This is a genomic window from Marinomonas gallaica (assembly GCF_001639745.1).
Taxonomy (GTDB): Bacteria; Pseudomonadota; Gammaproteobacteria; order Pseudomonadales; family Marinomonadaceae; genus Marinomonas; species Marinomonas gallaica.
The window spans coordinates 1-13,265 of record NZ_LTAX01000010.1; the positions used below are offsets into that span (position 1 = coordinate 1).

The window sequence follows — 13,265 nt, forward strand, 5'->3', positions numbered from 1 at the left end:
ATGCGGGAATAGCTCAGTGGTAGAGCACAACCTTGCCAAGGTTGGGGTCGCGAGTTCGAGCCTCGTTTCCCGCTCCAAGTTCTCCTTGCGAGAAAATCCTCGAAAGAGGGTGCTTCTACGGAAGCAAATGATGTGTCCCATTCGTCTAGAGGCCTAGGACACCGCCCTTTCACGGCGGTAACAGGGGTTCGAACCCCCTATGGGACGCCACCGACTTTCTTTTATGAATGTGGCTCGGTGTAAAATATAGTCACTGAAGTACGCTTCAATTACGTCCCATTCGTCTAGAGGCCTAGGACACCGCCCTTTCACGGCGGTAACAGGGGTTCGAACCCCCTATGGGACGCCATTCTTCAATCTGATATGATTCACCTTTCGTTTGAGATCAATCATATGCAGTGGTTCAGAAACTATCTTCCTGACTCCTCGCTATCCATCACTGACCGTGGTTTATCCTACGGAGACGGATTATTTGAGACAATTGCAACGCATTCAGGATACATCCCAAAACTCGCTATTCATCAAGCTCGCATCAAACGCGGCTGTCGCCGATTAGGCTTTAATATTTCGCCTGAGCAATGGCAAATTTGCTGGGCCTTTATTGCTCAACAAGCGCTTAAAAATCCCAATTGCGGCATCAAGCTCATGCTCACGCGTGGTTCCGGTGGGCGAGGTTATAGACCGCCTACGGATGCAGCTTACGAGTTCCTTGTCGGTGTCTTTGATGCGCCTAATTACTCACAGCAACGAAGTGAGGGGGTATCGCTTGTTATGTCTCGTATTCAAACATCGATTAACCCTTCTTTAAGCGGCATGAAGCATTTAAATCGATTGGAAAACGTACTTGCCAAACAAGAACTGGCTGATCGTGCTTATGAAGCGGTTATGTTGGACGCGAATGGACATGTTATAGAATGTGTTCAAAGTAATATATTTTGGATTACACGTGGTGAACTGTTCACGCCAGCGCTTTCAAAATCAGGCGTTCAAGGAAGTTGTCGAACAAGTATACTGTCAAATTTTGTCGGTAGTGTTAATGTCGGTCATTTTTCATTGGCCAGTCTTCAGCAAGCCGATGAGATCTTTGTTAGCAATGCCCTTAGTGGTATTTTGCCTGTTGTAAAGTTTGATGATCGTATTCTTCAGCTTGGTAAACTAACCCGAACACTAATGGATCAAGTAAATACATAATGAAATTCGTTAAATGGATCGCCCTCGCTATCGTATTAGCCATCACTTTAACTGCAGTTGCTGCAACGTGGGCCTATAATGCGCTAACAGAGCCTATGATGGTGTCTGAAAAAGCAACCTTTGATGTGAAACCCGGGGCGTCGATTATAAAGCTTGGCCATCAGTTGTCAGAACGAGGATGGATTCAGTACCCTCAGCTTACCCGTTTGGCATTTAAGTTGGATCCAACCTTGGTGCCTAAAGTGGGGAAATATGAGATTAAACCAGACATGAGTTTAATGGATGCCTTGGCCTTATTTGATTCTGGCGACACATTGTTTTATCCCATTACCTTACTGGAAGGTCATACATTTCGTGATTATCTTGCTGCGATGAAAGCGAAGGGTAATATCGAAATGACCTTATCCGAGCTTACGGATAAGCAAATAGCTGAAAAGATGGGGTTAGAGAGCAACTCGCCAGAAGGTATGCTGTTTGCCAATACCTATCGCTATCACGATGGCGATACGGACTTAGATATTTTCATGCAGGCGAATGCATTGCTTGAAGCCGCATTGGATAAAGAATGGTCTGGCAAAGCGAAAGACTTACCGTACAAGACCCCTTATGAAGCATTAATCATGGCGTCTATCATTGAAAAAGAAACCGGTGTAGCAGATGAACGGCCTTTAATTGCACGCGTCTTTATCAGTCGCTTAGAAAAAGGCATGCGTTTGCAAACCGACCCAACGGTGATCTATGGTATGGGCGATCGCTACAAAGGTAATATCACTCGTGCCGACTTACGTCAGCATACACCTTACAATACTTATCAAATCAATAGATTGCCGCCAACACCGATTGCCAATGTGGGTGTTGAGGCGATTAATGCAGCGTTAAACCCAGGTGAAACCAAAGCACTGTATTTTGTAGCGAAAGGCGATGGTTCGCATGTTTTCTCGAATACATTGAGAGAACACAACAATGCGGTTGCGCGTTACCAGCGTTTTCAAAGACGTAAAGACTACACGTCTGCACCGGCGCAATAGAGGTTATTATGAACGCACAATTTATTTCTCTTGAAGGCGGTGAGGGGGCAGGAAAAAGCTCTGCGATTCAGTGTATCGAAGCGTGGCTAACTGAGCACGAAATCCCGTATGTATTGACGCGAGAGCCTGGTGGCACACCGATGGCTGAAGAAATTCGCGAGTTAGTTCTGTCTGCTCGTGATGAGCAGGTGGCTCCTAATACGGAACTGTTGTTGGTCTTTGCCTCCAGAGTTCAGCATTTGAATGAAAAGATACAGCCAGCACTGGCACAAGGAAAATGGGTTATCAGTGATCGTTTTGTTGATTCGAGTTATGTCTACCAAGGTGTAGCGCGTGGTATTAACGAATCCGTTATTGATAACTTAGTCGACACCTTTCTTAAAAATCAATTGCCGAATAAAACGTTGTTATTAGATGTCCCGGTAGAGTTAGGGCTGCAGCGCGTACAATCGCGCGGTGAATCAAACCGTTTGGATGGCGAGTCGTTAGCGTTTCATCAAAAAGTGCGTGATGGTTTTTTGCATCGGGCCAGTCAAGATCCAGAGCGTTTTGTGGTAGTGGATGCCAGTCAATCTATCGCATCGGTAGAAGCTCAAATAGTGGCTCAGCTAAATGCACTCTTGGCTGGACATAACGCATGAGTGTTTTAGCGCCTTGGCTTATGGCTTATTATGAGCAAGCGCAAGAGTGGCGTCGTTCGGGCAAGTTTCATCATGCGTTACTGATTAGTGGTATTAACGGTGTTGGCCAGAATGCCTTCGCAGAAGCGCTAACGAAGCTTTTATTGTGTGAACACATTGACCGCGCACCCTGTGGCAAGTGTCATAGTTGCCAGGTCGCACAAGCGGACACCCATCCGGACTTACAAATACTTGATGGGCAAGACGGCGGAATAAAAGTGGACGCCGTTCGACAAGTGGCAGCAAAAGTCGCCAATAAACCACAGCTGGGTTATTCAAAAGTTGTGCTAATACATGAAGCGCATCGTATGAACACCAATGCGGCTAACGCAATTCTGAAAGCGCTCGAAGAGCCGCCAGCGGCTACCTACTTTGTATTGACTACGCATACCTCCCGCGCCCTAATGCCTACCATTTTGAGTCGTTGTCAGCGTATGTTGCTCCCGACACCGAGTGAAGTGCAGGTGACGGAGTGGCTATACCATGAAGCTAAGGTAGATGTTTCCAAACTCATGTGGTTCTCGCAGACGCCTTATCATTTGTTGGCGTTATCTACGTCCAATAGCTTTGATATGTTACAGCAGCTTCCTGATTGGTTAGAGCAGTGGTTGCAAGGCGGGATGCGTACTGACGAGTTTGCTGGGAAGGCTAATAAAGACAATACGGCTGATTTTATTGATGGCTTATTAGCTTTACTCAGTGCCGCGGTGCAGTATTCTGCGTCGGGACAATGTAATGCTTTAGTGCAAGGTGCCTGTACAAGTTTATTAACACGTTACGATATCTATCGATTAATGGGCTTTGTTCAAAGTCTAACCGAATTGAAATCGCAACTTGATAAAACCCATTTAAACCCCACTATACAAATAATTGGCGAATTAAATTCTTGGTAAGGTAAATGTTAGTAGATTCTCACTGTCACTTAGACAAACTTGATATAAATGCTTATGAAAACGGTACCGAAGGTGCTATTGATGCGGCACGTGATGCGGGGGTAAATCAGATACTGACAATCTCTGTGGATCTTGACAGCTTTGAGAATGTTTATAAGTTTACAGATCGTTCTGGAATCATCGCCAGTTGCGGTGTTCACCCATTGCATAAAGAAGGTTTGCTGCAAGATCCTGAATCGTTGCTTGAACTGGCACGTCGCCCCAAAGTTGTGGCCATTGGTGAAACAGGGCTAGACTATTTTTATGACAAAGAGCCGGAGCTGCATCAAGCGCAAAAAGACAGTTTTGCCGTGCATTTAGATGTGTCGGGGCAATTAGCGCTACCGACGATCATTCATACTCGTGATGCGAAGCAAGACACGTTAGATTTAATCAAAAGTCATGGTGATCAAAACGTAGGTGGCGTATTGCATTGCTTCACCGAAGACTATGCCATGGCTAGGAGTGCTTTAGATTTAAACTACTTAATTTCTATCTCAGGCATTGTTACATTCAAAAATGCTGAGGATTTACGCGACACTGTGCGCAAATTACCCTTAGAGTCATTGATTGTAGAGACGGATTCTCCCTATTTGGCTCCCATTCCACATCGAGGTAAAAAGAACGAGCCGAAGTATGTTCGTGATGTGGCTCAGTTCGTTGCGGATATTAAAAAAATTCGCTTAGAAGAACTTATGGAAATCAGTTCTTCTAATTTCCATCGTAAGTTCTCTAAAGTGAATCGTAACGACGTACTTAACTAATAATTACACCATAATACAGTGTTCAGTGAGCCTGAGCGCTGTCCTCAAAAGGACCTGTTAGATGTCAGAAATGGTTCAACCTTTAGCGCCGAGCGCGCTGGCTGCCAAATTACAAGAAGGCAAATTGCCCTTCAAAACATTAAATGAATTAGAGTCACTAAGCGGTATTTTAGGTCAAGAGCGAGCAGTAGAAGCGATTCAATTTGGTGTGGCAATGCACCGCCCAGGTTACAATATTTTTGTCATGGGTGGCTCTGGAACCGGGCGTTCATCTTATGTGACTAGCTACCTAAAAAGCGAAGCGAAACGTAAAGAGTCGCCAAGCGAATGGGTCTACGTCAATAATTTCAAAGATTACCGCACCCCAAAAGCGATCGAATTTAAACCTGGTCAATCGAAAGAATTTGAGCAAGACATTCGTGCACTGATCGATGGCTTAATGGGAACATTCCCAGCAGCGTTTGAAAACCCAAACTACCAAGAGCAAAAAGGCGCTATTGATCGCGTCTTCAATGAACAATATGAAACAGCGATCAACCGAGTTGAGCGTCATGCTTCAAAGATTGGCGTAGCCATGTTTCGCGATGCCTCGTCAGTTAGCTTTGCGCCTATGCGTGAAGGCAAAGCATTAGATGAAGCTGACTTTGCCACCTTGTCAGATGAAGAGCGTGATGCGTTCCAAGCGGGTGTGTCTGAATTAGAAGGCATGTTGAACAATGAGCTGCTTAGCCTGCCAACATGGAAACGAATTTCTTACGAGCAACTGCGTGAGCTGAATCTTGAAACAGTGAAAGAAGCACTGGATCCATTGATTGAACCGCTTTTCAACAAGTATCTTGAAGAAGAAGCCGTCCAAAGCTTCTTAAAAGAAATGCGCGAAGACTTAGATAAAGTCATTATCGACCAGTTTGTTGACGATAAGGCATCTGATAATCGCGATGAAACCAGCCGTCGTGCCATGTACGAAGAAATGTACCTGCCTAATGTAGCGGTGACACACACTTCAGATGGCGGTCAGCCCGTGGTCTATGAGCCACATCCAACGTATCGCAACTTATTCGGTCAGGTTGAGTACAGCTCTGATCAAGGTATGTTGATCACAAGCTACCGTTTGATCCGCTCTGGCAGCCTACATGCTGCGAATGGCGGCTATCTGATTCTAGACGCTGAGAAGCTACTGACAGACCATTATTTGTGGGAAGCACTGAAGCGCGCTCTAAAAAGCAAAACGTTGAAGATTGAGCACCCCTATGCAGACATGGGTCTAATGAATACGACCACCTTGTCACCTGAAGACCTTCCGTTACAAGTGAAAGTGGTGTTGATTGGTTCTCGTGATATTTATTACTTATTACAAGATGCAGATCCTGATTTCCAAGAGATGTTTCGCGTATTAGTCGACTTCGATGACTCGCTAAAACGTAACGAAGAAACAGAATTGGCGTTCGCTCGATTGTTAAAAGACCGTATTGCCAAAGAAGGGTATTCCGATGTCTCGCAAAAAGGTGTCGCGCGTCTGATCGAATACAGCAGCCGTTTAGCTGAACACCAGAAAGAAATGGCGGCTAAGATCGGCGATGTATTTGAGTTATTAGGTGAGGCGGACTTTAACCGTCAACTTGCGAAAGACGATGTGATTACTGATGTGCACGTAGCGCGCGCATTGGCGGCTAAAAAAGACCGTACCGGCCGTGTTGCCGAGAAAATCATTGAAGAGATCGTAGACGGCACCATCTTGCTTGACAGTGATGGCGAAGCCATCGGTAAAATCAATGGCCTTACTGTCATGCAGATTGGTGACAGCAGTTTTGGTGCGCCCGCTCGTATCTCTACGACAGTGTATCCAGGTGGTAAAGGCATCATCGATATCGAACGTGAATCCAATTTAGGGCAAAACATTCACTCTAAAGGCGTGTTGATTTTGTCTGGTTTCTTGGGTCATCGTTACGCGCAAAGATACCCACTGGATATTTGTGCATCGATTGCAATGGAGCAGAGCTACGGCTATGTCGATGGCGACAGCGCTTCAACCGCTGAGTTGTGTTGTTTGTTGTCAGCATTGGTGAATGTACCATTACGTCAAGATCTAGCGATTACAGGCTCATTGAATCAATACGGGCAGGTTCAGGCGATCGGTGGTGTGAATGAGAAGATTGAAGGTTTCTTTAACGTTTGTAGTGCTCGTGGCCTAACGGGAACGCAAGGTGTCATTATTCCTAAATCAAACGTGATCAACTTGATGTTGAGTGATGAGGTGATTGAGGCCGTTGAAGCGGGTAAATTCCATGTTTACGCGATTGAAAATGCCGATGAAGCACTGCATTTGCTAACGGGAATTGAACCGGGTGTTCAAGACTCGGAAGGCAATTACCCAGAAGGCACGTTATCGAATATGGTTTTGAATCGACTAGAAGAGATTTCTAAATTGGGTCATGAAGACGATGAAGAATCAGAAGGCGAGTCGGACAAAGAAAAAGCTAAGTCAGACAAAGATAAATCAGACGACACTAAAAAGTCTTAATACTTGCCTTGGGTGCGTTTGATGAAGCCTGCTTTGCAGTCATCTGAAACGAGCCAAAAAAGCGTGTAATAGAGGTCGCCACTACGAAAGTAGGTGGCGACCTCTTTTCGTTTACTGGGATGATGACGCTTAAGAACTCTTGGTTTTCGAAAACTGTCGCCACCTACGATACTCCCCGAAGCCTGTATTGCGGCTTCAATAGCATTTCGATCAGAGCATTCCGCGGCCTTAGCTGTATTTAAGGAAAAAATACCGACTACGATAATGAATGCTGCGCACACATGTATATACTGTTTTCTGTTCATGGCATAACATTCAGTTATAGGATTAGGGGATTGTTTAACATATCTGCTGATTATAACGATTTCTATAAAACTTCTAAATAAAATGGAGTGGTCAATGACTCTTAGGCGTAAATTTTCAATGTTGGTTTTTGGTTGTGCTGTTTTGACAGCATTTGTTGTATGCAGTATCAGCTACATACAACTTAAAAGCTCTATTGAACAAAATATACGTAATGAAATATCTGCCATAGGTAATGGGCAAGTTGAAAAAGTAGTCGAGTGGACATCGTCTAAAGAAGCTGCCGTATCCGCACTTGCAAATTACTTGTCCACTTCAGAGGTTTCTCAGCAGTCTTTACAGCAAGCCACTGAAGCGGGCCGTTTTGCAATTGCCTATTTTGGTTCAGAGAAGGGTGTGATGTTGCAAAGCGATCCAAACGACATATTGCCTTCCGATTACGACCCAAGAAAGCGTCCTTGGTACAAAGCAGCTAAAAGTAAACAGGGCGTGATCTTTACATCGCCTTATGTGGGTGCTTCTACAGGTAAACTGATGATTACAGCTGCACAATCTGTCATTAAAAATGGGCAGCAAACGGGTGTCGCTGGCGCAGATATTAATCTTGATGATGTCACAAGTGGTATTCTGGATGTCAAACTGGCTGGCAATGGACACGCTTATTTGGCCGATAAAGACGGTTTAGTGTTGGCAGACAGTCAAAAAGAAAATTATAACAAGCGCGTGGAATCAGTATTTGGTTACCCATTATCTGATCTTACTAATGGGCAATTGGTGACGCTTGATGGTGATCTAATTGCCAAGTTTGATGTGCCGAACAGTAACTGGACGATTGTGTTTGAATTGGATCGTAAGGCTGTCATGGCGCCACTTAATACATTGCTATTCACTTTAGTGCCCGCGGCACTGGTGATTGCATTAATTATCTCAATGTTAATTTCGGTCATCAGTTCAAAGTTGCTGGTTGGTATTACTCAAGTCAGCGCAGCCTTAGAGGAAATCAGCAAGGGTGAAGGGGATTTAACGAAACGAATTGAAGTAGACAGTAAGGATGAGGTCGGCCAATTAGCGGCCCACTTTAACGGGTTCCTTGGTACGTTGAGCGGTTTGATTGCTGACATTAAATCGATGTCCAGTAGCCTGAACACGTTAGCGCACGACTCTAAAGCGTTATCGCAACAGTCTAGTAAAGAGCTTAACGTACAGCTGAATGAAATCACTATGGTCGCAACCGCAGTCAGTCAGTTATCGACTGCCACTCAAGAAATTGCCATTAATGCTGAACATACGGCCGGAGCCTCTCAAGAGGCGGCTGAAAACAGCAATGAAGGCAGCCGTATTGTCAATGTTGCCCAGACTGAAATAAAAAGCTTGGCGGATGAGGTGCATCAAGCTTCAGAGATAATTGCTAATCTTGGCGTGCATGTCCAAGGGATAAGCTCTATTTTGTTAACCATTCAAGACATCGCTGAGAAAACCAACTTGTTAGCCTTAAATGCGGCGATTGAAGCTGCTCGGGCTGGAGAGCAAGGTCGAGGTTTCGCTGTTGTGGCTGATGAAGTGCGACTGTTATCTCAACGCACTCAAAGTTCAACAGAAGAAATTCGTGATAAGATTGAAGGCTTAAATTCTGTTACATCTAGCGTAGTATCTTCAATGGAGCGTTCAACTACGATTGCGGACGGTGCAGTAAGTGAGTCAGCGGCCGCGGCCATCGCCTTGGATTCTATTCTTCAAGCGGTGCACAAAATAAGTGATATGGCGATGCAAATAGCCAGTGCGGCGGAAGAGCAAAATATTGTGACGACAGATATCTCTAAAAATAGCGAGTCAATTCAAGAGATTTCTCAGCGTTTATCTGGTGAAGCGAACAAAACGGCAGACGGTGCGGAGTCACTGGCGCAGCTCGCTGATCGCCTAGAGCATCAAATTGCACGCTTTAAAGTGTAAACAATAGGTTCCTGAAGCATTTTTTTATACGTTTCAGGAACCTTAATGCGTAAATCGGTTCTATAGAGTGTTTTTCGAAGATAACTTAACAAATACAGGAGAGAGAGGATGTTAAGTAAGAAAGTTTTAGTAAGTGGATTACTGTTATCTGTTAGTGGCTTGACGTTTGCTAATCAGTCCTGTGATGACACGGCACTTCATGAAGACATGTCGACGTTGAAAACTGAAATGAAAAGTCTGGCTTTTGACGTGAAAAAAGACAATTACGCGTCTGCTGAAGAGCGTATCGACACGATTATCACGGTGTTGCGTGATGCTCGTGAAGAAACGCCTTATCTTTTTGAAGAAAAGGGTCTGAGTGGAGATAAGTTGGCCGCACGTCAAGCCGATTACCAATCCGTTATTGATGACACTATTGCCGCCTTCATGGCGTTAGATGGTGCGTTAGAAGCGAAAGACAGCAGTAAAGCTAAGACCATGCTGGGTGAAATCGGCAACTTGCGTAAAAAAGGTCACCGAGCATTCAAAACTGATTGCTAATGAGTTTGTGTTCAGCGTGACCTAATTGAACTTGATTGCTACAATAGGTGTCTTGTTAGAGAGGTTAATTATGGCTCGCGTGAAAAAGTCCCGTAGTCTGAAAGGGAAACTTGGTAAAACTGGTACCAAGGAAATGCATAAAGAGCAGAAGAAGGCTCGCAAAGCTGCGAATCCTACTCGTTTTGATGCAAAGAAAGAAAAGCAACGTAAAGAGCAAGCTAAGAAAAAGCTTGAGCGCCTTGGCCTATTGCCAGAGCCTGAGGCAGTTCAGCAAAAAGTTCGCCCGAAACGCTTCACGTTTACTCCTAAAGTGGATGAAACAGCGAAGAAGGTGGATACGAAGGTTAGCGAAGAAGATACTGTCGTTAACGATTTGCTTGATGCGTTCACTGAAGAAAACTAATAATAAAACTAAAAGGCTGCATTCCTATGCAGCCTTTTTTTGTGCTTGATATTTTTAAGGAAGCTTTGGATGGAAATAAAAGCGACTGTTCCTGCACAGAGTGTTCGATATCTTCTTAATGCGGTTGAAAATCAAGGTTGTGATATTGCACCGCTGTTAAACGAAGTAGGGTTATCGCGCTCTGAAGTAGAAGAAGCGAAAGGTATCTCTGTATACCTTTATGGTTTGTTATATCAACGTATCATGCAGATGATGAACGATGAGTCGTTCGGTATATTAAGCGGTGGCCGAATGCCAAAAGGCTCATTTCGTATGATGTGTCTGTGTATTCTGCATTCAAAAAATCTTGGCCAAGCCCTTAAACGCTGCAGTGATTTTTATGAAATCTGTCGTGGTCCAACCATCAAGCCAATCGTCGTTAAAAAAGGGCGCTTCGCGAAAGTGACGTTTGCTCCGATCGAGTCACTTGAAGAGGGCGCTAATATTTCTCTAGATAAGGCGTTTGATTCCCCAGAACGTGTTCGTACCACCCTCTCAATGTGGCATCATTTTATCAGTTGGTTTATTGGTCGCCGTTTGGTATTAAAAGCGGCTTATTTTACCGCCACACGTCCAGACGACGTGGAGTATTATCAGACGCTATTCCAATCTGATGTGAAGTTCTCGCAACATGGCAATGCATTAGTATTTCCTGCCTCTTATCTAGACATGCCTTTGGTGCAGAACGACGACAGTTTACGCAGCTTCCTCAAAACGGCACCTTATCAGCTGTTAGTAATGGTCGATAATGACAACAGTTTGAAGTCTCGGGTGATTTCCATTTTGGGAAAAGATTTCTCACAAGAAATGCTGTCAGCCGAAGAAGTTGCATCCATGTTGAATATGAGTGTTTCAACGTTACGTCGTCGCCTGACTGACGAAGATACCTCTTTTCAGCAAATCAAAGATGAGTGCCGTAAAGAGGCGGCGATCACCTATATCAACGCACCGCAGCTGTCGTTTAATGAAATTGCAGCATTGATGGGATTTGAGGAGCCGAGTGCTTTCTATCGCTCGTTTAAGAAGTGGACGGGCATGACACCAGGTGAATATCGTAAACATGCCGATTATCAAACACTGAATTAACCCGTGTTGCCTGTGAGCCTATTTGTCAGCAAATTAGCAACCATTTGCCATTGTTGAATAGGCTCTAATTATCCACTCTTAAAAATAAAAATATGAGGAGTCGATCAATGAGTGGTTACCGCTATCCAGCCCAAGAAGTACAGTTTTGCTTAGAGCATATTGCAGGCATTGAGCGACTGGAACCGCATTTCCCAAACTATGGCGCCGACCTTCTTGAGCCTATTTTATCCGAGGCCGCTAAGTTTTCTGAACAGATCGTTGCGCCGAGTAATCGATTAGGTGACGTAACACCTCCTAAAATGGTGGAGCGTTGCGTTCAAGAAACGCCAGAATTCAAAGCGGTATACGAAGCCCTCCAAGACGCAGCATGGACAACACTGAGTGCCCCAGAGCAATACGGTGGACAAGAACTTCCGCGCGCACTAGAAGTCGCCTTCAACGAAGGTATTCAGTCTTCTAATTTATCTTTTTCGTTGTGTCCGCTGCTGACTCAGGGGGCTGTTGACGCGATTGATACCCACGCGAGCGATGAATTAAAAAACACTTACTTGCCAAACATGATATCTGGTAAATGGACCGGCACCATGAACTTAACTGAGCCAGGTGCGGGCAGTGATTTGGCAGCCATTAAAACCAAAGCGGTTCGTGATGGCGAGCAATATCGAATTTACGGACAAAAAATCTACATCACTTGGGGAGACCACTTGATGAGTGAAAACATCATTCATTTGGTGTTGGCTCGTCTACCGGATGCACCTGAGGGTGTGCGGGGAATTTCGTTATTCTTAGTACCTAAATATCTGTTGGACGACAACGGTCATCCAGGTCGCCGCAACGACGTATACCCCTTATCGATCGAGCACAAAATGGGCATTCATGGATCACCAACCTGTGTGATGCAGTTTGGCGAAAGCGAAGGCGCCATTGGTTACCTTGTCGGCCAAGAGAATAAAGGCCTTGCCGCCATGTTTACGATGATGAATAACGCGCGCCAGAGTGTGGGATTACAAGGCTTAGCCGTAGCAGAAGCGGCCTATCAAATGGCTTTGTATTATTCCTTTGATCGTGTTCAAGGTGCAGCAAAAGGTTCGAAAGAAAAAGTTGCTATTGCTGAGCATGGCGATGTGAAACGTATGTTGTGGCAAATGGCGAGTACCTTATCGGCGATGCGAGCCTTGATGTACACCGCCTCAGTGGAAAGCGATTTATCTGACCAAAATGGACAGCATTTGGCTCGAACGGAACTCTATACCCCGATCGTTAAAGGCTGGCTGACAGAAATGGCGCAAGAGATCGTTTCGCTGGCGGTGCAGGTGCATGGCGGCATGGGTTACATTGAGGAAACTGGCGTGGCTCAGCTCTTTCGAGATGCGCGAATCTTGCCTATCTATGAAGGAACCAATGGTATTCAGGCGTTAGACCTTGTGGGAAGGAAACTTCAGGGAGACCAAGGGGCTGCATTAACGGCTTTAATCGAAGACATTCGTACCGACGTGAGTCATTTTAGTGGAACGGCGCATTCAGATACTCTTGCTGACTATGTGAACCTTATCGAGCAATCGAAAGCGATGTTGTTAAGCAATGAGGTTGAATCAAGCGAAGCGGCATACGACTTCATGATGCTCTCTGGTTTTACCATTGGTGGCTGGTTGCTGCTGAAAGGCAATCAAAGTGATCAAGCAAGCGCCGCTTGGCAAGCCAAAACCGAATTTTACTTTAAACATGTCATTGGTCGTGGGCGATACTATTTTGATTCGCTTAAACAATTTGGACCTAGTGAGCCGATACCTTCTGCAGAACTGCTGAAGTAATAATAATCGTAAATAAT

At 45.0% G+C, this 13,265-nt stretch carries 12 protein-coding genes and 3 tRNA genes; 14 read left to right on the top strand and 1 reads right to left on the bottom strand.

Annotated elements, in window-relative coordinates; genetic code table 11:
* Positions 1 to 2: 2 nt before the first annotated feature.
* The 9 genes from AYW76_RS10770 (at position 3) to AYW76_RS10810 (ending at position 7,116) form a co-directional block, all read left to right on the top strand.
* A tRNA-Gly gene (locus AYW76_RS10770) sits at positions 3 to 77 on the top strand.
* Between the two features lie 57 nt (positions 78 to 134).
* A tRNA-Glu gene (locus AYW76_RS10775) sits at positions 135 to 210 on the top strand.
* 63 nt (positions 211 to 273) lie between these two features.
* A tRNA-Glu gene (locus AYW76_RS10780) sits at positions 274 to 349 on the top strand.
* A gap of 44 nt (positions 350 to 393) precedes the next feature.
* Positions 394 to 1,191, top strand: coding sequence for an aminodeoxychorismate lyase (gene pabC, locus AYW76_RS10785; RefSeq protein ID WP_067219679.1), 798 nt, complete (start codon positions 394 to 396; stop codon positions 1,189 to 1,191).
* Entirely contained in the window at positions 1,191 to 2,219 is a 1,029-nt protein-coding gene (gene mltG / locus AYW76_RS10790; protein WP_067219683.1) for an endolytic transglycosylase MltG, read from the top strand. Before pabC ends, mltG begins: the two co-directional genes overlap by 1 nt.
* A gap of 8 nt (positions 2,220 to 2,227) precedes the next feature.
* Positions 2,228 to 2,860: a dTMP kinase gene (gene tmk, locus AYW76_RS10795; protein ID WP_067219686.1), complete on the top strand. Its 633-nt coding sequence runs from the start codon at positions 2,228 to 2,230 to the stop codon at positions 2,858 to 2,860.
* On the top strand, positions 2,857 to 3,792 hold the full coding sequence (gene holB / locus AYW76_RS10800) for a DNA polymerase III subunit delta' (protein ID WP_067219691.1): 936 nt from the start codon (positions 2,857 to 2,859) through the stop codon (positions 3,790 to 3,792). The genes tmk and holB overlap by 4 nt, the downstream gene beginning before the upstream one ends.
* Before the next feature lie 5 nt (positions 3,793 to 3,797).
* Positions 3,798 to 4,595: a TatD family hydrolase gene (locus AYW76_RS10805; RefSeq protein WP_067219695.1), complete on the top strand. Its 798-nt coding sequence runs from the start codon at positions 3,798 to 3,800 to the stop codon at positions 4,593 to 4,595.
* A gap of 61 nt (positions 4,596 to 4,656) precedes the next feature.
* A complete protein-coding gene (locus tag AYW76_RS10810; RefSeq protein ID WP_067219699.1) occupies positions 4,657 to 7,116 on the top strand; it encodes a Lon protease family protein in 2,460 nt (819 codons plus the stop codon).
* Here the strand turns inward: AYW76_RS10810 and AYW76_RS10815 are convergent.
* Positions 7,113 to 7,421, bottom strand: a complete 309-nt coding sequence (locus AYW76_RS10815; protein WP_231872598.1) for a hypothetical protein — start codon at positions 7,419 to 7,421, stop codon at positions 7,113 to 7,115. The two genes, AYW76_RS10810 and AYW76_RS10815, sit on opposite strands and share 4 nt — an antisense overlap.
* Before the next feature lie 94 nt (positions 7,422 to 7,515).
* Between AYW76_RS10815 and AYW76_RS10820 the strand changes: the two genes are divergently transcribed.
* The 5 genes from AYW76_RS10820 to AYW76_RS10840 all read left to right on the top strand — a co-directional run bounded on the left by AYW76_RS10820 (position 7,516) and on the right by AYW76_RS10840 (position 13,248).
* Positions 7,516 to 9,369 (top strand): methyl-accepting chemotaxis protein, encoded by a 1,854-nt coding sequence (locus tag AYW76_RS10820; protein WP_197467807.1) that lies wholly within the window; start codon positions 7,516 to 7,518, stop codon positions 9,367 to 9,369.
* A 108-nt stretch (positions 9,370 to 9,477) separates the two neighbouring features.
* Positions 9,478 to 9,909 carry a cytochrome b562 gene (locus AYW76_RS10825; RefSeq protein WP_067219705.1) on the top strand — a complete coding sequence of 144 codons (432 nt, stop codon included), beginning with the start codon at positions 9,478 to 9,480 and terminating at the stop codon, positions 9,907 to 9,909.
* A 70-nt stretch (positions 9,910 to 9,979) separates the two neighbouring features.
* Positions 9,980 to 10,312, top strand: coding sequence for a hypothetical protein (locus tag AYW76_RS10830; RefSeq protein WP_067219708.1), 333 nt, complete (start codon positions 9,980 to 9,982; stop codon positions 10,310 to 10,312).
* 69 nt (positions 10,313 to 10,381) lie between these two features.
* A complete protein-coding gene (locus AYW76_RS10835; RefSeq protein ID WP_067037942.1) occupies positions 10,382 to 11,437 on the top strand; it encodes an AraC family transcriptional regulator in 1,056 nt (351 codons plus the stop codon).
* Between the two features lie 107 nt (positions 11,438 to 11,544).
* The gene (locus AYW76_RS10840) at positions 11,545 to 13,248 is read left to right on the top strand and encodes an acyl-CoA dehydrogenase family protein (RefSeq protein ID WP_067219712.1); all 1,704 of its coding nucleotides are present in this window, start codon (positions 11,545 to 11,547) and stop codon (positions 13,246 to 13,248) included.
* Positions 13,249 to 13,265: the final 17 nt, after the last annotated feature.